The 19,886-nt window shown below is 50.1% G+C and carries 24 protein-coding genes; 7 read left to right on the top strand and 17 right to left on the bottom strand.

Translation table 11 applies throughout. The annotated features are described in order from the left end of the window. Positions 1-8: 8 nt before the first annotated feature. From WN59_RS04415 to pta, 9 genes are all read right to left on the bottom strand, one after another. Positions 9-962 carry a FecCD family ABC transporter permease gene (locus WN59_RS04415; protein ID WP_046513273.1) on the bottom strand — a complete coding sequence of 318 codons (954 nt, stop codon included), beginning with the start codon at positions 960-962 and terminating at the stop codon, positions 9-11. Further along, on the bottom strand, positions 955-1,809 hold the full coding sequence (locus WN59_RS04410) for a helical backbone metal receptor (RefSeq protein WP_046513270.1): 855 nt from the start codon (positions 1,807-1,809) through the stop codon (positions 955-957). The genes WN59_RS04415 and WN59_RS04410 overlap by 8 nt, the downstream gene beginning before the upstream one ends. A 55-nt stretch (positions 1,810-1,864) precedes the next feature. Next, complete coding sequence (gene argS / locus WN59_RS04405) at positions 1,865-3,514, bottom strand: arginine--tRNA ligase (RefSeq protein WP_046513267.1); 1,650 nt, start codon at positions 3,512-3,514, stop codon at positions 1,865-1,867. Further along, on the bottom strand, positions 3,515-3,913 hold the full coding sequence (locus WN59_RS04400) for a DUF1934 domain-containing protein (RefSeq protein ID WP_046513262.1): 399 nt from the start codon (positions 3,911-3,913) through the stop codon (positions 3,515-3,517). A gap of 212 nt (positions 3,914-4,125) precedes the next feature. Beyond that, positions 4,126-4,650: a YwhD family protein gene (locus WN59_RS04395; protein ID WP_046513257.1), complete on the bottom strand. Its 525-nt coding sequence runs from the start codon at positions 4,648-4,650 to the stop codon at positions 4,126-4,128. Positions 4,651-4,662: 12 nt separating this feature from the next. After that, entirely contained in the window at positions 4,663-5,964 is a 1,302-nt protein-coding gene (locus WN59_RS04390; protein ID WP_046513253.1) for an HD domain-containing protein, read from the bottom strand. A 100-nt stretch (positions 5,965-6,064) separates the two neighbouring features. Further along, on the bottom strand, positions 6,065-6,286 hold the full coding sequence (locus tag WN59_RS04385; RefSeq protein ID WP_046513251.1) for a hypothetical protein: 222 nt from the start codon (positions 6,284-6,286) through the stop codon (positions 6,065-6,067). 398 nt (positions 6,287-6,684) lie between these two features. Further along, positions 6,685-7,521, bottom strand: a complete 837-nt coding sequence (locus WN59_RS04380; RefSeq protein ID WP_046513246.1) for a lipoate--protein ligase family protein — start codon at positions 7,519-7,521, stop codon at positions 6,685-6,687. After that, positions 7,514-8,500, bottom strand: a complete 987-nt coding sequence (pta, locus tag WN59_RS04375) for a phosphate acetyltransferase (RefSeq protein WP_046513243.1) — start codon at positions 8,498-8,500, stop codon at positions 7,514-7,516. The genes WN59_RS04380 and pta overlap by 8 nt, the downstream gene beginning before the upstream one ends. Positions 8,501-8,634: 134 nt before the next feature. Between pta and hemQ the strand changes: the two genes are divergently transcribed. Then, positions 8,635-9,381 carry a hydrogen peroxide-dependent heme synthase gene (gene hemQ, locus WN59_RS04370; protein ID WP_046513240.1) on the top strand — a complete coding sequence of 249 codons (747 nt, stop codon included), beginning with the start codon at positions 8,635-8,637 and terminating at the stop codon, positions 9,379-9,381. Between the two features lie 194 nt (positions 9,382-9,575). Here the strand turns inward: hemQ and WN59_RS04365 are convergent, their stop codons facing one another. The 7 genes from WN59_RS04365 to WN59_RS04335 all read right to left on the bottom strand — a co-directional run bounded on the left by WN59_RS04365 (position 9,576) and on the right by WN59_RS04335 (position 13,266). Then, complete coding sequence (locus tag WN59_RS04365; RefSeq protein ID WP_046513237.1) at positions 9,576-10,277, bottom strand: hypothetical protein; 702 nt, start codon at positions 10,275-10,277, stop codon at positions 9,576-9,578. After that, positions 10,274-11,155, bottom strand: coding sequence for an ATP-binding cassette domain-containing protein (locus WN59_RS04360; RefSeq protein WP_046513233.1), 882 nt, complete (start codon positions 11,153-11,155; stop codon positions 10,274-10,276). Before WN59_RS04360 ends, WN59_RS04365 begins: the two co-directional genes overlap by 4 nt. Next, the gene (locus tag WN59_RS04355) at positions 11,148-11,528 is read right to left on the bottom strand and encodes a GntR family transcriptional regulator (protein WP_046513230.1); all 381 of its coding nucleotides are present in this window, start codon (positions 11,526-11,528) and stop codon (positions 11,148-11,150) included. The genes WN59_RS04360 and WN59_RS04355 overlap by 8 nt, the downstream gene beginning before the upstream one ends. 136 nt (positions 11,529-11,664) lie before the next feature. Beyond that, the gene (locus WN59_RS04350; protein WP_046513226.1) at positions 11,665-11,880 is read right to left on the bottom strand and encodes a hypothetical protein; all 216 of its coding nucleotides are present in this window, start codon (positions 11,878-11,880) and stop codon (positions 11,665-11,667) included. A 13-nt stretch (positions 11,881-11,893) separates the two neighbouring features. Continuing rightward, complete coding sequence (locus WN59_RS04345) at positions 11,894-12,259, bottom strand: DUF423 domain-containing protein (RefSeq protein WP_046513222.1); 366 nt, start codon at positions 12,257-12,259, stop codon at positions 11,894-11,896. 27 nt (positions 12,260-12,286) lie between these two features. Further along, positions 12,287-12,616, bottom strand: coding sequence for a DUF5327 family protein (locus WN59_RS04340; RefSeq protein ID WP_046513218.1), 330 nt, complete (start codon positions 12,614-12,616; stop codon positions 12,287-12,289). Continuing rightward, positions 12,613-13,266, bottom strand: a complete 654-nt coding sequence (locus tag WN59_RS04335) for a uracil-DNA glycosylase (protein WP_046513216.1) — start codon at positions 13,264-13,266, stop codon at positions 12,613-12,615. Before WN59_RS04335 ends, WN59_RS04340 begins: the two co-directional genes overlap by 4 nt. Before the next feature lie 114 nt (positions 13,267-13,380). Between WN59_RS04335 and thiD the strand changes: the two genes are divergently transcribed. The 5 genes from thiD to WN59_RS04310 all read left to right on the top strand — a co-directional run bounded on the left by thiD (position 13,381) and on the right by WN59_RS04310 (position 16,906). Continuing rightward, on the top strand, positions 13,381-14,211 hold the full coding sequence (gene thiD, locus WN59_RS04330; RefSeq protein WP_046513212.1) for a bifunctional hydroxymethylpyrimidine kinase/phosphomethylpyrimidine kinase: 831 nt from the start codon (positions 13,381-13,383) through the stop codon (positions 14,209-14,211). A 62-nt stretch (positions 14,212-14,273) separates the two neighbouring features. Then, positions 14,274-14,633 (top strand): DUF1806 family protein, encoded by a 360-nt coding sequence (locus WN59_RS04325; RefSeq protein ID WP_046513209.1) that lies wholly within the window; start codon positions 14,274-14,276, stop codon positions 14,631-14,633. A gap of 11 nt (positions 14,634-14,644) precedes the next feature. Further along, positions 14,645-15,313, top strand: coding sequence for a bacillithiol biosynthesis deacetylase BshB2 (bshB2, locus tag WN59_RS04320; protein ID WP_046513205.1), 669 nt, complete (start codon positions 14,645-14,647; stop codon positions 15,311-15,313). Between the two features lie 11 nt (positions 15,314-15,324). Then, positions 15,325-16,203, top strand: coding sequence for a GTP cyclohydrolase FolE2 (gene folE2 / locus WN59_RS04315; protein ID WP_046513199.1), 879 nt, complete (start codon positions 15,325-15,327; stop codon positions 16,201-16,203). Positions 16,204-16,387: 184 nt separating this feature from the next. Beyond that, on the top strand, positions 16,388-16,906 hold the full coding sequence (locus WN59_RS04310) for a DoxX family protein (RefSeq protein WP_046514299.1): 519 nt from the start codon (positions 16,388-16,390) through the stop codon (positions 16,904-16,906). 176 nt (positions 16,907-17,082) lie between these two features. Here WN59_RS04310 and WN59_RS04305 read toward each other — a convergent pair whose 3' ends face one another. Further along, positions 17,083-18,321 carry a helix-turn-helix domain-containing protein gene (locus WN59_RS04305; RefSeq protein WP_046513195.1) on the bottom strand — a complete coding sequence of 413 codons (1,239 nt, stop codon included), beginning with the start codon at positions 18,319-18,321 and terminating at the stop codon, positions 17,083-17,085. 107 nt (positions 18,322-18,428) lie between these two features. Here WN59_RS04305 and WN59_RS04300 point away from each other — a divergent pair, with 107 nt between their 5' ends. Then, on the top strand, positions 18,429-19,799 hold the full coding sequence (locus tag WN59_RS04300; protein WP_046513192.1) for an MFS transporter: 1,371 nt from the start codon (positions 18,429-18,431) through the stop codon (positions 19,797-19,799). The last annotated feature ends 87 nt before the right edge of the window (positions 19,800-19,886 follow it).

The following is a 19,886-nucleotide window of genomic DNA, read 5'->3' as shown; positions in this document are numbered from 1 at the left end:
CTTAAGCACTACTGTCTATGGGCCAATACCCGTTTCTGCATCAGGAATATGAAGAGCGGCACTGCCGAAACCATCACCATGACCCCCGTCGGTATTTGCACGGGGGCAAGAAGCGTGCGCCCGATCGTGTCGATGAACAGTACATAGAGCCCGCCGTACAGGCAGGACAGAAGCAGGAGCGGTCTGAACAACAGGGGTTTGAAATAGAGGATCATCTGCGGGACGATGATGCCCACAAGCGCTATGATGCCGCTGAAACTGATTGCCACGAGCGGCGGGATGGACGCCGCGGCAAGGAGCAGTACCCGCAGCCGTGCAGTATTCACGCCGAGGCTGAATGCCCGCACGTCCCCGAGATTGAGCAGGTCCAGCTGCCTGCCGTATTTATGGACGATGGTTCCGGATACTGCTGTAAGTACAGCGGTCACCAGGGCGTCTCCGTATGTGGCCCCGGCCATCGAGCCGAACATGTACCTGGCGATGGACTCCGTCTTATCGGGCTGGATGAGTACAAGTATATACAGTATGCCGGAGAGCATTGCACCGAGCAGCACTCCCGTTATGATCAGCGTTTCAGGCCGGTATCCGGCATCTATCCGGCGGGCGGCGGCAAGGACGACCAGCAGGCCGGCGATTCCGCATATGATGCTCATCACCGGCTGCAGATACAAAGGAAGGGCAAGGACGACAACGAGGGCGCTGCCGAGCACCGCACCGTTTGCCATGCCCAGTGTGAAACTGTCCGCCATCGGGTTCCTCAGAACGATCTGGAAGACCGCGCCGCTCATGGCAAGCGCGGCACCGAGGACGAATGCGAACAGTATGCGGGGTACTCTGATGCCGAAGACGATGCTCATGAGCTGGTCACCGTCCAGAGCTTCTAAAGAGGCGGACCCGGCAAACACACTGGCCGTGGCTGTCATGAGGATGACAGCCAGCAGGATGATGATGTGTCTATTCATACACGCACTCGGCCGTCTGCCTGAGTCCTTCCGCAATTCTCGGACCCGGACGGGTCAGCAGGTCCGGATCGATGTTGCACTGGTTTCCGGGGTCGCTGATGGCCATATCCTGCAACCCCGGCGTATCGCTGACGGAGCGTCCGAGTGCTTCATCGTCAAGCCCCATTACGGAAACAAGCACATCCGGATTCCTTTCCACTATATCTTCAGCGCTCACGGCCGGATAGCCCTCCATATCATCAAACGCGTTCCCCACATTGATCCAGGAGAGGGCATCATCCATGAATGTCCCGCCCCCGGCCGTATATATTTCAGGCTGATCCGAAATATGGATGAATGCCCGGCGGGTCTCTTCATCGCTGTACTGCCCCTTGAGATCGCCGAGGTCCCGGGCGATGCCGCTGATCACATCCTCGGCATCCTCCTCCACACTGAAGAACGATCCGATCTGTCTGATGGATTCATAGATCCCCTCGATGTCGCGGGCTTCTTCCACCGTCAGCACTTCCGCCCCCGTCGTTTCCGCCACACGGTCCAGCAGCTCCCGATGCATGCCGGCCGAAGCTTCATGGGCGACGATATGTGTTGGCTCGAGGCCGATGAGCTGCTCTTCATCAAGCTCGAATGTATCCAGCTTCGAAAGGTCCCCGTCGTCCGCCACCGATTCCGGATGGTCATCTTCGGTCGTCACGCCGACAAGGGCATCCTCAAGACCCAGTTCAGCAATGATTTCCGTGTTGCTCGGCATGAGCGATACGATGCGGGTCCCGTCCCCTTCTTCCGCCGGACTGCAGGCAGCCATCAGGAGCAAAGCGGCAATCATCAGTATTCCTTTCATACGATCCATTCATTCCCACTCCCCTTTTAAAAATAATCCCCCGCTTGCTGCGGGGGATTGGACGCTACATCCTTTCCGGTGCACTCACACCGATCAGACCGAGCGCATTCTCGAGAGTCTGCCTCACTGCCTCGATCATCGCCAGATAGGCGAGTGTCTTCTCCTTGTCGTCAGTGAGGACTTTGTCTGCATTGTAAAATTTATGGAAAAGTCCGGCAAGTTCCTGGATATAGTTCGGTATGCGGTTTGTGGCGCGGCTGTCCGCCGCCCCCTGCACCACATCCGGGAAGCCCCCGAGTTTCTTGAGCAGTTCCAGCGCCTGATCGTTAACGATCACATCGACGTTTACACCCCCGTCCACATCATACCCACGCTCTTTCGCCTGACGCAGTATCGAGCAGATGCGGGCATGTGCATACTGTGCATAATAGACAGGGTTGTCGCTGGATTCCGATTTCGCAAGCTCAAGATCGAAATCAAAGTGTGTGTCCGGGCTTCTCATAGCCAGGAAGTAGCGGCTCGCATCCACACCAATCATTTCGATGATGTCGCGGAGCGTGATCGCCTTGCCTGTACGCTTCGACATCTTCACTTCCTCGCCGTTTTCAATCAGGCGCACCATCTGCATGATCTGGATTTCCAAAGTTTCCGGGTCTTCACCGAGCGCCCCGAGTGATCCTTTCAAACGCTTGATGTAACCATGGTGGTCCGCCCCGAAAAGGTTGATGAGCCTGTCAAAGCCGCGCTCCACCTTGTCATAGTGATAGGCGATGTCCGGCATGAGGTAGGTGTAGGTGCCGTCGCTCTTGCGAAGCACGCGGTCCTTGTCGTCGCCGAAATCCGTCGTTCTGAGCCACAGGGCTTCATCCTCCTCGAACGTATAGCCGTTGTCCGTCATCTTGCCGAGCGCTTCCTCGACTTCCCCTTTTTCATAGAGGGACGTTTCACTGAACCAGTTGTCGAAATGGACATTGAAATCGGAGAGGTCCTGGCGGAGCTTCTCCATTTCGTAATCCACGCCGAGCTGACGGAATTTCGCCACACGCGCTTCGTGCGGCTGATCCGCATATTCCGGTGATTCCTTGGCAAGTTTCTCCCCGATCACTTTTATGTCTCTGCCGTTGTATCCGTCCTCCGGCATGTCGAGCTCCTGTCCGAGCGCCTCCAGGTAGCGCGCTTCGATGGACAGTGCGAGGTTGTGGATCTGGTTTCCGGCATCGTTGATGTAATATTCGCGTTCGACGTCATACCCGGCAAACGCCATCACATTTGAGAGCGTATCCCCGACACTCGCATTGCGCGCATGCCCGATATGGAGATCGCCGGTCGGATTCGCACTTACGAACTCAATCAGGATCTTTTCTGCATTTTCACGTACAGTACTGCCGAAACGCTCTTTTTCCTCAAGCACTTTGGCGATGATGCCTGTGAGGGATGCCTCCTCCATTTTGAAGTTTATGAATCCGGGTCCGGCGATATCGACGGATTTCACCTGTGCTCCGTCTTTATCCAGGTTGTCAATGACCGCCTGGGCAATTTCACGCGGATTGCGCTTCGCCTGTTTTGTGAGCACCATGGCGATGTTTGTGGAAAAATCCCCGTTCGCCTTATCCTTCGGCACTTCCACTTTTACCGGCGGCACCTCTTCAACAAGGCCGGATTTTTCGACTGCTTTTTCAATTGAAGTTTTCAAATGCTGTTTCAGATCCATCATCTATCCCACTTTCTCTAATTTGTAATGATAATTCCCTATGACTGTTCCGTCCTCGATCAGATTGTATTCGATATCCACCAGTCCGTCACCCACATCCAGCCGGGTCGTATAGATCCGGAAAAGATGCTTTCCTGCCGGGGATTCATAAAAAGTTTCCGTCGTACGGCCTTCTTCAAAATGAAAATTCATGTTGATCACGCCGCGCCGCTGGATCTTGACGAACCCGTCGCCTGCGCGGAGCACGACATCCATCTCATGTTCATCGAGCTTTTCCGTGTACCGGTAATACCTGTCCTTCCGTTCGATCAACTCGACGTCAAGATCCTGCCGGAACCGCTTCTTCTCACCGTTCATATCCACCGTCTGCCGCAGTTTGAATTGTGAATGTTTCCTGTCCATATGATCACCTTCAAGTAAGCTAAATTATAACATAATCAGAAAGCCCGAACATTTATATATGAGGCTTTTCAGCAATTGATGCATAAAAAAAGTGGACAGGATTCCTCCTGCCCACAGTGTCCTAGTTATACAGATGCATAACTATATACAATTCTATATTTCAATGTAAAAATCTGCAATGTTTTTATGACTTTGACACAATAACGTCACAATTAGTGATTTTCCAATATTTCTTTCAATTCTCGCGAATTCTCCCATATCTCCATATTGTGATTCTGGAGGAATTTTTTCAGTGAACTTTTGCTTGCCTCATCCATCATGCCGACGTCAATCTTGCCCTTCATCGCCCGGTCCAGCATATTGACATGCTCATGCATCATCTTATAGCCGCGGCGGCGCTCTTTATTGACCATCTGGTAGCATGCTGCGACACCGGCATACACCGGTCCGATATCCTTGCGTTCCACAGCCACCCAGACGATCCAGTATTCCTTCTGGCCGTCCCCTTCGACTTCGGACTTGTTCGCCACCCATTTCACACGCTTTTCAACTTCGGCGCGGGCATGGAGGCCGGCCATGTCGATGAAGGTCTCCTGCGTATCGATATCTATATAGACAGGGGCGATATTCTCCAGACTGATGGATCCGATATTCTGGCCCTTATGGCCGGTCAGCGGATCATCCTTTATGATGTTGAACTGGAACCCCGGTTTTTTGTTTTCAGATTCATTTGCCATATTATCATGCTCCTATGCCAATTCATTCAGCAGATTGATGATCTGCCCCTTCACTTCGGGGTCTTCAATCTGAAGTATTTTCTCTTTCGGATAATAAAGTTTCGAATCCATGCGGTGCATGCCTGTAATGCTGTGTATGATCGCAGACTGGCTGCTGATCTCCTTCAGTTCGCCGTTCCTCTTCTGGAGATGGATCGGCCGGCGGTTGCTCTTCGACCCCGGCCGGTCGTAATCGTAAGGCAGGTCCGAATAGGAATCGCTGAAGAAATAATACTCGGGATCCACCCCGCCTTTTCGGAACAGCTCTTCGATTTCGGTGATCGTGATGATCGAACCGTCGAACGGCAGGTATTTGAACAGGTCCCTGTTCACGAAACGGTGCGACAGGTCGGAGAGCACTTCGTCATCTTCATGTATCCACTCCTGGAGGTAGAAGTTGACCACCATTTCATCGAGCCTCAAATAGTCATGAACCGTGAGGGTCCCGTCGAAGAACGGAATGAAATACTTCGGCGCCTGCTTGAACACATAACCCTCTTCATGGAGGTATTTCGCACGCCGGAGCGCCAGGTTCAAGAGCACCTCCCCACCCCTTGAGACCGGATGGAAGTAGATCTGCCAGTACATCTGATAGCGGCTCATCAGGTAATCCTCGACTGCGTGCATGCCGCTGTCCTTGATGATCACCTCGTCCTTTGACGGGCGCATCACACGGAGTATGCGCTCCATGTCGAAATTACCATAGCTGACACCCGTGTAGTACGAATCGCGCTGGAGATAGTCCATGCGGTCCGCGTCTATCTGGGAGGAGATCATGCTGATGACCAGCTTGTTTTCATGCGTCTTGTCGATCACCTGTGCGACTTCCAGCGGGAAATCGATGCCCACCCTCTTCAGCACGGCATTCACTTCCGTGTTGCCGAGTATGATCTTGCGGGTGAACTCCTCATGATCCGTATCGAAGATTGTCTCAAAACAGTGGGAAAACGGGCCGTGCCCGAGGTCGTGGAGCAGTGCCGCGCAAAGTGCGAGCAGACGGTCATCATTGTCCCATTCCTCGAACTCCCGGAAGTTCACGACCATGCGGCGGACGATTTCGTATACGCCGAGGGAATGGTTGAACCTTGAGTGCTCCGCGGAATGGAAGGCAAGATACAGCGTGCCGAGCTGCTTGATGCGCCTCAGCCTCTGGAACTCCTTCGTCTTTATCAGGTCCCAGATGACCTGATCGCGGACATGAATATACCGGTGCACTGGATCTTTGAAAACTTTTTCCTCTGTCAGTTGTTTGTTGCCGTATTCACTTATCATCATTCCGCTGCCCTCCTGCATACTGCTATAATATCATATAAATACCGGTTGCCGAAAGAATAGGCAACCGGTTCTTATCCCTGCTGTCACAGGGTTCGGAAGATCATTCATCCTTATCGCTGTAGAGATCTTCCTTCCTCGTCTCCTGTTTCTGAACGTCCCTTTCACGCTCCAGCTCATTCTTCTGCTCATCGACCGGCGGACTGTCCGGCGGCACGTCTTCCTTCACTTCATCATGCGGACCGCTTTCCTCATCCTTTTTGCGGCGGGACAGCTCCCGTTCCTCCTCTTCAGTCGTCATTCTATCTTTTCTTTCATCAGCCATATCATTCCAGCCCCTTTTTCTTGTTCATATTCCCGCAGAAAAGGAGGTTAAACCCTGGTAGCGGTTGCGGGAGGGGCACAAGGAGAGTGTGGCGCTTATCATCGATTTCGGATTGAAGATAAGGCAGGGCGTTCTCTTGTCGTCGATCACAGATCGAGGATAAGAGGGTACAGGTCTCCTATTAATGTTTTCAGATCAATGATAAGAGAGGTGCTTCTCTTATCACCGATTCAACTTCGATAATAAGCAAGGCCGTTCTCTTGTCGTCGATTACAGATCGAGAATAAGAGACAGTGCCTCCACACCGTACCTCATCGGAAAATATCACTGATGCAACGACACCCGCCTCCACAATAAAAACCGGCCTCCCTCGGGAAACCGGTCCACCACAAATATGATTACAGGCCGGGGAAGATCTCATCATCTTTTTCCGCCCTGATTTTCTCATTCCGCTGTTTCATACGTTTCAGAAAGCCGTCATATCTTTCCCGCTGTCCTTCTGTGAGTCCCGGCAGATCTTCCAATGTGCCGCCGGAACTTCCGATGACGCCTTTCATCCTGCGCAGGACGTCCTCCACCCTGAAGTTTTCATCGAGCAGCTCGTTCAAGGAGGCCATGTCTTCGGGGTGGACGTCGGGGTAGGTGAAGCGTGTAATGTCATCCGCCTTGCTCAGTCGATAGAAGTCGCGCATGATTTCAGCGCGGAGACTGCCCCTGCCGCTCACACACAGGTAGATCTGGACTGCGATGCCCTGGCGGATCCTCCGCTGGGAGATGCCGGCGAATTTCCGGCCGCCGATGCTGAGGTCGTAACTGCCGGGACAGTAGCTGTTCACGATTTCATAAGCCTCGACCGGGGCATCGGGAAACGCCGCCCGCACCATCCCGAGTATCAGTTCATAGCCGTCATCAATCTGTGGTGCGGCGGATTTCGGCAGGATGAGTGAGACGTTCAGCACCCCGTCATCCAGCACTACGCCGAGGCCGCCGCTGTTCCGCAGTATATAGTCATACCCGGAGTCTTCAAGGAATTTCAGTCCGTCCTCCAGATAGGGCAGCCTTGCATCATGCAGTCCGAGAATGATGTACGGATCATGGACCCATGCACGCATTTTCGGGATGCCGTCCGCCGTCACCATTTCCTGCAGCAGATCATCGATTGCAAAGGACTGGTACGGATGGTTTGCCGCTTCAATCGGCACATACTGCCAGCGTCCGCCGAACAGTTTATCCATTGTTCTGGGTCAAAGCCTGTGTTGCCGTGAAGAGTGCGAGGTTAAACACTTCGTCTTTTGAACAGCCGCGGGAGAGATCGTTCACCGGCTGGTTCAAACCCTGAAGGATCGGGCCGTATGCTTCAAAGCCGCCGAGGCGCTGTGCAATCTTGTACCCGATGTTGCCCGCTTCGAGGGAAGGGAACACGAAGACGTTTGCACGGCCTTCCAGTTCAGAACCCGGTGCTTTCTTCTCAGCGACACTTGGAACGAACGCCGCGTCAAACTGAAGTTCACCATCGATCGGTGTGTCCGGCAGTTTTTCTTTGGCGTACTGCGCTGCAAGTTTCACTTTTTCCGTCTCTTCTGTTTTGGCGGAACCTCTTGTGGAGAAGCTGAGCAATGCGACGCGCGGATCCATACTGAAGCTTTCGGCGGTCTTGGCCGTCTCTACTGCGACTTCCGCCAGCTCTTCCGCATTGAGTTCAGGATTGATTGCGCAATCCCCCATCACATAGAGCTCGTCTTCACGGAGCATGAAGAACACGCCGCTCGTGCGGGAGACGCCCGGTTTCGTCTTGATGATCTGGAGCGCAGGACGCACCGTATCCGGTGTAGAATGAACTGCGCCGGAAACAAGACCGGCAGCACGGCCGGTATAGACCAGCATCGTACCGAAATAGTTCACATCATTCAAAATATCATCCGCCTGCTCGTGCGTGACTTTGCCCTTGCGGCGTTCAACGAATGATTCTGCAAGCTCAGCTTTATGTTCACAAACTTTGGGGTCGATCAGCTCAAGAGCGCTGATATCCAGGTTTTCTGTCTTCGCCAGTCCCTCGACCGCCTCTTTGTCACCGAGTACAATCGGATTCACGTATGTTGTTGCCGCGAGTTCGACAGCTGCTGTCAAGATTCTTTTGTCTGTACCTTCAGGGAAAACGATTTTTACATTTTTACCTTCCAGGTTAGATTTGAGATTGTTTAAAAAGTTACTCATAATATCCTCCTTGGTTAGCCTGTACACATGCCATATTATACTCTTTTCGACACATTATTTCATCCCCATCCGCTTTTAAAACGTTTTCTTTAGTAGTAGAATTGAATGTGACAATATAAAAGGAGAGATTTTGAATGAATGAAGCAGCACAAACACTGGATGGCTGGTACAGCCTTCACCTTCTTTATAACGTAGACTGGCCATCACTCCGCCTTCTCGAACCGGAAGAAATGAACAAGATGGTCACAGAACTTCAAAGTTTCCTGGAACGTCAGGAAGAAGTGCATCAGAAAAAAGAAGGCAGCTACTCTTTCTACAATATCACCGGCCAGAAAGCTGACCTGATCCTCTGGATGCTCCGTCCGACGATCGACGAACTCAATACACTGGAGCTGGAATTCAACAAACTCGCCATCAGCGATTTCCTGATTCCATCCTATTCATACGTTTCCGTCATCGAACTCAGCAACTATCTTGCGAAAGATTCCGATGAAGATCCATACCAGAACGAACATGTGAGAAAGCGCCTCTACCCTGAAGTGCCGAAATCACGCTACATCTGCTTCTATCCGATGGACAAACGCCGCGAAGGCAACGACAACTGGTACATGCTCGATATGGAAAAACGCCGTGAACTCATGTATTCACACGGCATGATCGGCCGCGGCTACGCAGGCAAGGTCAAACAGTTCATCACCGGCTCCGTCGGTCTCGATGAATATGAGTGGGGAGTCACTTTGTTCTCTGATGACATGATCCAGTTCAAGAAACTGATCTATGAGATGAGATTCGATGAAGTATCCGCACGCTACGGCGAGTTCGGTGACTTTTTCGTAGGTGTCCACCTGCCGGCTGAAGAACTTCCGGCTTTCTTCCAGTAATACCGGTGGTTTTAAGCCTTCCAGATTCGGTTATAAGTAAACAAAACCAAAGCGGGAGGAATCACGATGGGCCGATTGATCAGAAGAATCATATACATGGCACTGCCTTTTTTGATCAGAAAAATAAGAAACCGCAATAAAGGCGGACGTAAATGATATAAAAACCCGGTCCAGTGGACCGGGTTTTTTCATGCCTATTTGATCTTGACGGGAATGTTCCGGATCATATAATAAAGAGCTGCACATACAACGGCGAGAACGGCAAGGGTGACAGCCGCCACCGCCCACATGCTCATACCAGTCATGAGATCCAGGGAATCGATGGCCGGAAAGCCGGCAGCGCCCTCATCCCTCGACCACAGCACATCCGTTGCCATGAACAGGATGACATTCAGGACCACCGCGCTCATCCCCGGAACGAATCCACGGTAGAATCCCACACTGATCAGAAAGCCGCCGAGGAAGTAAAGCAGTGTCGACAGCATGTATCCGCCCACATGCACGATTGTTTCCGTACCTCCCGGCACGTCCGGAATACCCGTGCCGAACCACGGCATGAGGCCGAACACGAATGATATGGCCGCTGTAACCACCGTTACGAATAAAGTGACGATGACTCCTGCCGCCACCATTGCCCGGAAGAAGATCTTCCGCGTCAGCCCGAGGTTCAGCGACCACTCGAGGAAGGTGTATGCCGCCAGTATCCCGAGCACCAGCATATATATCCTGTTGGCTGACAGAGCCATGGCAAAGAATGACATGTCATTCAGTTCCGGTTCCCTTATGAATACATTCATAATGATGTAGACCAGGGCGAATATCGGTATATACCACAGGCTCCATTTGCCGAATTCCTTCGAATAATCCGTTGTGGCAAGACCTGATTTTCCACTCATTCCACACCCTCCTTGTCTTCTGTGAGTCTGATGAAGAGATCCTGCAGCTTCACTGTGCTTATATCGAGATACAGCCTGTCAATCTCCTGAAGTTCCGCTTCACTCAACCGGCCGAGCACCATGTCGGAACGGATCGGTCCGAGGCGTTCTGTCGACAGCAGTTCTTTACCTGCTGTGAACTGCGCCACCTTCTCCTCCGGCCCGCTCACCCTGAAGCCGCGTTCGAGCAGTACATCGAGCGGTTCCTGCAGTGTCACTCTGCCGTGATGCACGATGATCACTTCATCGAACAGGTAGTCCATCTCAGACACGATGTGTGTCGAGAGGATGAAGATCCTCGAACTCTTCTCCTTCGCTGCAAGCACCTGTCTATAGAAATATTCCCTGGATGGTGCATCCATGCCGTTTGTCACTTCATCGAATATCGTCACCTGCGAACCCGATGCAAGCCCGATTGCCGCATTGACCGCCGCCTGCTGGCCTTTTGACATCTTATGGAGCGCCTTGTCCACCGGTGCGCCGAACCCTTCCATCAATTCCAGCGCATAATCCATATCGAAATCCACTTTATACCTTTTTGTCATTCTGAACATCTTTCCGGCAGTATCATACTCGTCCGAGTAGTCCACTTCGTACAGGAAATCGACTTTCGGCATCAGCTTTTCATTTTCATACGGGTCCACACCGTCGATGGTCAGGGTCCCTTTTGTCGGTTTCCTGAACGATGCAACCAGCGACAGTATTGACGTCTTGCCTGCCCCGTTGCGGCCGATAAGGCCGTATATTTTCCCTGTTTCCATCTCAACGGAAATGTCTTCCAATATATTATCCTTTTTGATATCCAGGGACACCTTTTCAAGTTTCAGCACACTATTCATCCGCATCACTCCCTTTCATTTCGGTTATGAGCTGACTGATTTCCTGATCTGTCAGCCCAAGCTTGCGCGCTTCGTCCATCATTGGTTTCAAGTATTCCTCCTTGAAATTCTGCTTCCTTTCTCCCATCAGTTTCTTCTTTGCATCCGGTGCAACAAACATGCCGACACCCCTCTTTTTGTAGATTACGCCCTGGTCCACCAGCTGGTTGACACCTTTGGCCACCGTCAGATGGTTGACTTTATAGAACTGTACAATCTCATTGGTTGAAGGGACCCTGTCATCCTCCTTCAATGTCCCGCTAATGATCTGGTCGCTGATCCAGTCTTTGATCTGCTCAAAAATCGGTTTGCGGTCATTCAGCTGTCCACTCAAATCACCACGCCCTCTCATCTGCTTATATAGTTATGTATATAAGTATATACCATTGTGGTGGAAATTGTAAACCCTGCATCATAAGTTTTTTTGGAAAATAAAAGAACCCCGCCGTAGCGGGGTTCTGATACATATATCATTTTCTTTTCTTCTGCGCTTTTTTCTTCTTCAGCCTGTTGTCCATGTACACTGCCAAAGCCAGGAGCAGTCCGAGCATCGCCAGTATCTCAGCTATGCTGATTGTCTGTGTCATGACGAGGTTGATAATCCCCTTCCCTGCCAGAAAGACAGCCATGATCAGCAGGAATACTGTCAGATAGTGTCTGAAACCACCTTTTTTTGAAATAATCACACCACCATCCGGCTTAGATCTTCAGGATGCCGATGATCAGGCATACCCAGCCGGCGAGGAACAGCACGCCGCCGATCGGAGTGATGGCGCCCAGTATGGAAATGCCGCTGACCGCGAGTATATACAGTGAACCGCTGAAGAATATGATGCCGAGCAGCATCAGCCAGCCGGAGGCACCAAGCAGCGGTGCATTTGTGATCTGCATCAGTATGCCGACTGCCAGCAGACCGAGTGCGTGGTACATCTGATACTGCACCGCTTTTTCCCATACGCCCATATAGTGTTCGCTGATCTTGCCTTCGAGGCCGTGCGCGCCGAAGGCACCGAGCGCAACAGAAATCAGTGCGTTCACTGCACCGAATATTATGAATAGCTTCATTCCGTCTTCTCCTTTGATACCAGTTTGTTAAAAATCGAAAAGTGAATCCCCGTTACCGAATCCGTCGTCCGTATCGAGTGTTTCCGCCGGAATCTGTTCTGACCGCCTTGGACTGTCCCTGTGCCCTTCTGCGCTTCCGCCCATCATGCGGAGCATTTCCCTGTCATCTGCGCTCATGCTGGCCGGGTCCTGCCGGGAGGCCGGTGCCACAGGTGGGACAGCTGCACTGTTGTCCTGTTTCAGAAGGCCTATCAGCCGCTCCATTGCATACAGATGCTTGTCGAATTCATGCGGCTGGCTCGACACTTCCATACGGTGAAGTTCCTGCTTCAGTTCTGCTATGATCTGCTGCTTCATTTCTTCTCACTCCAGTCGACCGGTTCACGTCCGTGCTCCACCAGATAATCGTTCGTCCGGCTGAACGGCTCCGTGCCGAAAAAGCCGCGGCTTGCAGACAAGGGACTCGGATGCACCGATTTGATGACGAGATGCTTGTCCTTGTCAATCAGCTTTTCCTTCTGCTGTGCGGGTTTTCCCCAGAGTATGAAAACAACGTTTTCCAGATCATCCGATACATGTCTGATGATGTCATCAGTAAACGGCTGCCAGCCCAGTTTCCTGTGGGAGTGTGCCTCACCTGCCTCCACAGTCAGCACGGTATTGAGCAATAGGACGCCCTCTCTCGCCCAGTCCTTCAGGCTGCCGCCTTCCCGGACGATGCCGAGGTCGCTCTCAAGCTCCTTGTAGATATTCCTTAATGACGGCGGAATCTTCACACCCTCGTTCACGGAAAAGGCGAGGCCGTGCGACTGGCGTTCACCGTGATACGGGTCCTGTCCGAGAATCACAACACGCACATTCTCAAACGACGTCAGTTCGAAGGCTGTATATATCTGGTCGCGGGGCGGAAACACTTTTCCGCTTGCATATCTTTCTTCCAGTTCCGCCTCCAGCCCGCTGAAATCATGCGCTTCTTTTATCGATCTGAAGACATCTTTCCATTCCATTGAATATCACCTCTGTCTAAAGTTCGATTATACCATTACATCAGGCATGTCTCTAGAAATACGGCGTTTATTATAGTAGAATATTGTTATTAATCATATTGGAGGAAATTTCCTATGGCACTTAAAAAAACCCTTACAATTGCCGGCTCCGACACCAGCGGCGGTGCCGGTATCGCGGCAGATCTGAAAACTTTCCAGGAACATGAAACATACGGCATGACAGCCCTCACCACCATTGTGACCATGGACCCTGAAACCTGGTCCCACGGTGTGAATCCGATTCCTCTTGATGTTGTCGATGCACAGCTTGAGACGGCGCTGTCCATCTCACCTGACGCCATCAAAACGGGCATGCTCCCTTCCGAAGAGGTCATCGAGCGAAGCAAGAATGCATTCCTGAACAGCGATGCAGAACATTTCGTCATCGACCCGGTCATGGTCTGCAAAGGGGACGACGAAGTGCTGAACCCGGGGCTCGTCGATGCGATGGTCGAACATCTCCTGCCGCATGCGACAGTGGTTACTCCGAACCTTTTCGAAGCCGGGCAGCTTGCGGGATATAAGACACCGAAAACACTTGATGCTGCAAAGAAATGTGCAGAAGTCATCCACGAAAAAGGCGCAAAACATGTCATCATCAAGGGTGGCTCGGAAATCGAAGGGGAAAAGGCGGTCGATGTCTATTATGACGGTGACACGTTCCACATGCTGACGAGCGATAAGATCGATGCTTCCTACAACCATGGTGCCGGCTGTACTTTTGCGGCAGCCATCACGGCGAACCTTGCGAACGGACAGGCGCCCCTTGAAGCGATCCAGAACGCGAAAGCCTTCGTCACCTCCGCCATCAAGAACGGCTGGAAGATGAACGAACATGTCGGTGTTGTCCGCCACGGTGCCGCGAACACCGTAGAAAAGATCGACGTGCAGGACGAAACGATATAGAACGGGAAGAGATAGCTTGCCTATCTCTTTTCTATGGATCATTTTAAGGAGCGTCATCATTTATGGAAAAGATCAATCGCGAAGAAGTACAGACTTTATTGAACCGGTATCAGGATGAGAAAGTGTACGTCCACGTTGAAGTGACGAGCGGCATGTATGCCTCCCATATGGACGAGAGGGTGTTCAACGCCGGGATGTTCATGAGGAACGTGCAGGTCGTTTTCAGCCAGGGCGCAATCCGCGGCGGTGACAACGGTGAATTCCGCGTCGGCCTCAAACTGGACAACGGCGGATGGATTTATGTCCTCGGGCTCACCCATTTTGAAGTGAACGACAATGATGAATTCATCATGCACGGCTTCAACTATGACGGCAAACTCGCCAGTGCACTTGAGATTTCGACCGGGGAGTTCTTTAAATAGGAGGAAGCGTGATGGAAAAGGAAAGACAAGTTCTCGTCGTATTTCCACACCCGGACGATGAAGCGTTCGGGGTCAGCGGAACGATGAGCCAGTATGTGGATATGGGCGTGCCTGTAACGTACGCATGCCTGACCTTCGGCGATATGGGGCGCAACCTGGGTTATCCTCCGTTCGCAACGAGGGAATCGCTGCACTCGATCCGCAAAAGGGAAGTCGAGGAAAGTGCCCGCCTGATCGGTCTGACTGACCTGCGTCTGCTCGGCTACCGCGACAAAACACTGGAATTTGAAGAGCCGGGGCATCTGAAAGGTGTGATGAAGGATCTGATTGACGAACTGGAACCCTCCAGAATCATCACATTCTATCCGGGCTATTCTGTCCACCCCGATCATGAAGCGACGGCTGAGGCTGTTATTGAAGCAGTGAAAGAAATGCCGGAGGACGCCCGTCCGGCGCTTCAGCTTGTGGCTTTCAGCAATAACACGTTGAATGATCTCGGAGAACCCGATATCATTATAGATATAGACGGCTACCAGGAGCGTAAAGAGAAGATCATGGCAGCCCATGCATCACAGACCGGCCCCCTGCTCAAGTCCCTTGCTGCCGATACGCAGGAAGGGCAGGATGCTCGCGACATGTGGATGAAATATGAAACATTCTACAGTTATGATATAGATTAAGGAGTAGAAGCATGGAAGAACTGGACCTTACGACACGAGAAGGACGCTTTAAACATTTCGGTTCCGTCGACCCCGTCGAAGGAACCAAGCCAATAGAGAAAGAGCTCATGGTGGACCTCCAAAGCTCGAAAAAAGACTTTTTATTCGAAGTGGATTCGGTGGGGATCAATAATCTCAGCTACCCTGTAGTGATCGGGGACTTCCAGTCCGTCGGCAATTTCGAGCTCGCTACAAGCTTGAGGAAGAACGAAAAAGGCATCAACATGAGCCGGATCCTCGAATCCCTCGAAACCCAGAATGACGGCGGTGTCAGACTCGACTTCGGAACACTTGAGACTGTGCTCGGCACGCTGCGCGACCGCATGGACCAGGAATCCGCGGAAGTTACAGCAGACGGCAAATGGTATTTTGCGAAACAGAGCCCACATACACAGCTTTCCGGCATGGCGCATGCCGATGTGAAATACTCGCTGGAAATCGGCGAATCAGGCACCACCCGCAAGCAGCTCGGCATGACGGCCATGGTTACGACACTCTGCCCGTGTTCAAAAGGAATCAGTGAATACAGTGCACATAACCAGCGCGGTTATGTAAAAGTACTGCTCGATATCGACCCGGAGAAAGAACTGCCGGACGATCACAGGGAACAGCTGTATGAAGTGCTCGAAATCAATGCATCCTCACAGCTCTATCCTATCCTGAAACGTACGGATGAGAAGATGGTCACAGAACGCGCTTACGAAAACCCGCGTTTCGTGGAAGACCTCATCCGCCTCATTGCCTATGACCTCGTCGAACTCGACTGGGTGAAAGGGTTCGAACTCGAATGCCGCAACGAGGAAAGCATCCACCAGCACGATGCTTTCAGCAGGATGCGTTATCAGAAATAATATATGTTTTCCCCAAGAGACAGTTTCCGGTTTGATCCGGAGACTGTTTTTTTATTGCATGGATGGTGTTCATGATTTGTACATAAATATTGAGATTTATTTCACAAATTATATTGACTTCGTGATATATTTCACATATAATAAAGTCAAAGAAAAGAACGGAAAACCGAAAGGAGAAAACAAAATGATCAAAAAGTTGCTGGAGCACAAAGTGAGTGAGTACGTACTGTTATTCCTGAGGGTCTATCTCGGAGTCGGCTGGTTTACAAGCGGACTTGGAAAAGTTATGGGAGGAGGCTTCGACGCCTCAGGGTTCTTACAGAATGCTGTACAGAATCCGGTCGTCGGTCCGGACGGCAATCCGGTTTATCCATGGTACACATTCCTTGTTGAAAATGTCTTCCTGTCCATGACACCTGCGATAAATGTGATGATTCCCTGGGGTGAACTTCTGGTCGGACTTGCCCTCATCGTCGGCGGTTTCACAGCCTATGCAGCATTCTTCGGACTGCTCATGAACTTCTCATTCCTGTTTGCAGGCACAGTATCAGTAAACCCGCTCTACATCCTGCTCGGAGTCATCATCATTGCCGCAGGGTACAAAGCCGGCAGCCTGGGAGTCGACCGCTTCATCAAACCCGCGCTGGAAAAAGGTACATTCCGTATCTTCAGCCACCGCCGTCCTGAACGTAAGACAGCCTAAACCAGATATTCCCCCCATGAATATAAAAATTGCTTCAGACAGACTGTTATCTACGGTCTGTCTGAAGCTTTGTTTGTTGTTTGTGCTGATTTGGTATACGGGTTTTATTCGCAGACATGATACCGTCCTTTCGGGTACACAATCTCGAATCGAAGATCGAAAGACGATCATTGATATTATTTTTCAAAGATAATGTCCCGTATCATATAGAACTCCTTGGCAAACACACTGTCCTTGATATCATCGATCGTTTGTTCAATTTTCTTAAATTCCGCCCTCGCCTCTTCCTTTCTGTCCAGGTGATAAAGACTCAGAGGATATATACATGAGCGGACCGCCATGATGATGCGGTCGATCGGATGTTGTGCAATGGGCCTGATGTACATGTCGCCATGATACTGCTCCACCACTTCATGATAGTTTCCATGAAAATAAGTAAGTTCCAATTCAAATATCGATTTGTAGTATTTTGCAGAGGCATTCTTCATCGTATGCTCTTCCTGGAAGACAGCCACTCTGGATAGGTAAGATTCATAAAGCACAGCACGTGCCTCATTATCGCCCGTCAAAATATAAAAATAAGATATTGGATTTTCCAAATCCATGTAATCGATCCAGTCCGCCTTCTGTGTATTGAAAGCCAGATACTTTCTGAGATTCTCCTGGTAGATTTCAGCATTTTCCATATTTCCGGTATATCGGTAATAAACACCCAGTATTACGTTGAGTGATCCAAAATACTTGAAGTTTTCCAGTTCAAATGAGAGCTTAATCGCTTCCTTTCCAATCATGGCATGTGCTTCTGTATCAACACTCGCGGCCAGAATACTTTTAAAATACAAGTAATCCAATTCAATGTTCGAATCATATTCCTTAAACTTCAACACATCATCTTCAATCGAAAGTATTCTGGAATAAGCCTCTACATAATCCCTGCTATACATTAATGAAACCGCATCATCCAGCTTGTTCCTTACCGTTAGATGTTCCATGCCCATTCCTTTGTAAAATTCATTGATTTTCCCCGTGTACTGATCAGCACTTTCATGCTGCTCTCTAAGCCTGTGATACACCCGCAGTACATGATAGACTTCCATACCATTGCTGTTCTGTGCCACTTTATCCAAGTTCGGCAGAATTCCCTCTTCTATGAATTCAAACGGGAAATTGAATGAATCTGTAAAACCTTCGTATTCAAGAATCGCTTTAGTCCATTCATCATCCCCTTCCTGTGTCAAATAACCAATCGAAACTTCAAGGGTCTTCGCTATATACTGCAGTGTCTCCATAGAAGGTTTCGATTTATCATTTTCAATCAGACTCAGCATCCCTTTAGTGATTTCGTTTCCAGCGAGATCTACCAGAGTCATTCCTTTTGATTTTCTTAAACTTCTAATCCGCTCACCCAGTGTCATTCTTTCAGCTCCATTCTTATATGTTTAATTATATTAAACTTTAACTTGACAAGCAATGTCTTTCTTATTACACTAAGTTTAATTATATTAAACAAAGGGATGGTAATATGATTTTTGACAGCAAAATACCGCTTCAGGAACGTCTAAATTTCTTCGTATATGTACTCAGTCGGTTTATTCTCAGTGTGGGAAGCTATATCTATCTGTTCGCAGTCAGCTATTACATCATGTACGAAACGGGATCCGCACTCTACTTTTCAATCAACATGGCGATTTCATTAATAGTCACCGTTGCACTCCTGCCCTTTTCCGGACTTCTCAGTGATCTTGGCAATAAAAGAAAGATTATCATCACCGGGGAAACGTTGAATACGCTTGTGATCCTCGGACTTTTCGTCTATACGATCTTCTTTGACATCAATCTCGCTGCAATCTATATAGTTACATTTTTGAATTCATTGATTGAACCTTTTGTTTCAAACTCCTTTCAGACATCGATAACCGAACTCTTTCATAAAGACAGGGTGCAGAAAGTGATGGGGTACACTTCTGCCATTCTGTCATCCACTGTGATTCTCGGACCGATTTTAGGCGGGGTTTTATTCGGCCTGCTCTCGTTCAACCACCTCATCCTGATATTTCTAATCGGTTTCTTCCTGTCGACTATTCTCGACTTCCTGCTAAGATTCGATCTGTATTATCAGGAAGAAATGTATGAAGAGAATGACCATGGAGAAACAGGCTTTAATAAATTTAAAAAAGACATCAGGGCAGGTTTCAGTTTCATATTCAAAAGTGAAGTGTTCAGATCTTTGCTGATTATTGCAGCACTCATCAATTTTACTACTGGCATCGTTTCAATATTTCCCGAAAAGATGATGATCTATGAACTCGAATTCCAGCCTGAAACAGTCGGTGTGGTGAATGCAATTGCAGGAATCGGTGTGCTCGTCGGTGGCATCACTGTTGCCAGAATCAGACAGTTCAATAACCCATTTCTAATCATGAAACGGGGGTTCTTCGCAATGGCAGTTCTCTGCATCTTATTCCTGGCGCCACTCCACCTCGGACTCGGCATGCTGCCCAACATGTTACTGATCGGTCTCGTCGGCATAGGATTCACCGTCACTTTCCAGTTCATCAATGTCCCGCTCGGTGTGTTTATGCAGCTCGTCATCCCGCAGCATATTAAAGGACGTGTATTTTCGACCATCTCACTGTTCGCCATGAGTATCATGCCGCTCGGTGCAATCATCTACGGTTACCTCTACGACCTTGAAATATACTGGGCAATCAACATGATTACAGCGATGATGATCATCTCAATCGCCATGGTTTTCTTCAATAAAAAACTGATTCGTGCATCGAAAACAATGTACCAGGAAGCAAAAACCGAGGAGACAGAAGAGGCGAATACTTCAGTGGCTGAAGAAGATTCAAATGAAGGCACGGCTCTGGAATTAAATCCGGAGAGATGATTATTTCATTAAAGCCGCTTCCCCTATCATCGATTGGTATACGGGTTTTATTCGCAGACGTGATTAGCCTCTTTGAGATGTACGATC

Origin of the sequence: Salinicoccus sediminis, from assembly GCF_000986795.1 — a bacterium.
GTDB lineage: Bacteria > Bacillota > Bacilli > Staphylococcales > Salinicoccaceae > Salinicoccus > Salinicoccus sediminis.
The sequence above is the reverse complement of the archived record's forward strand: the minus strand, read 5'-3'. Positions and strand labels throughout refer to the sequence as shown.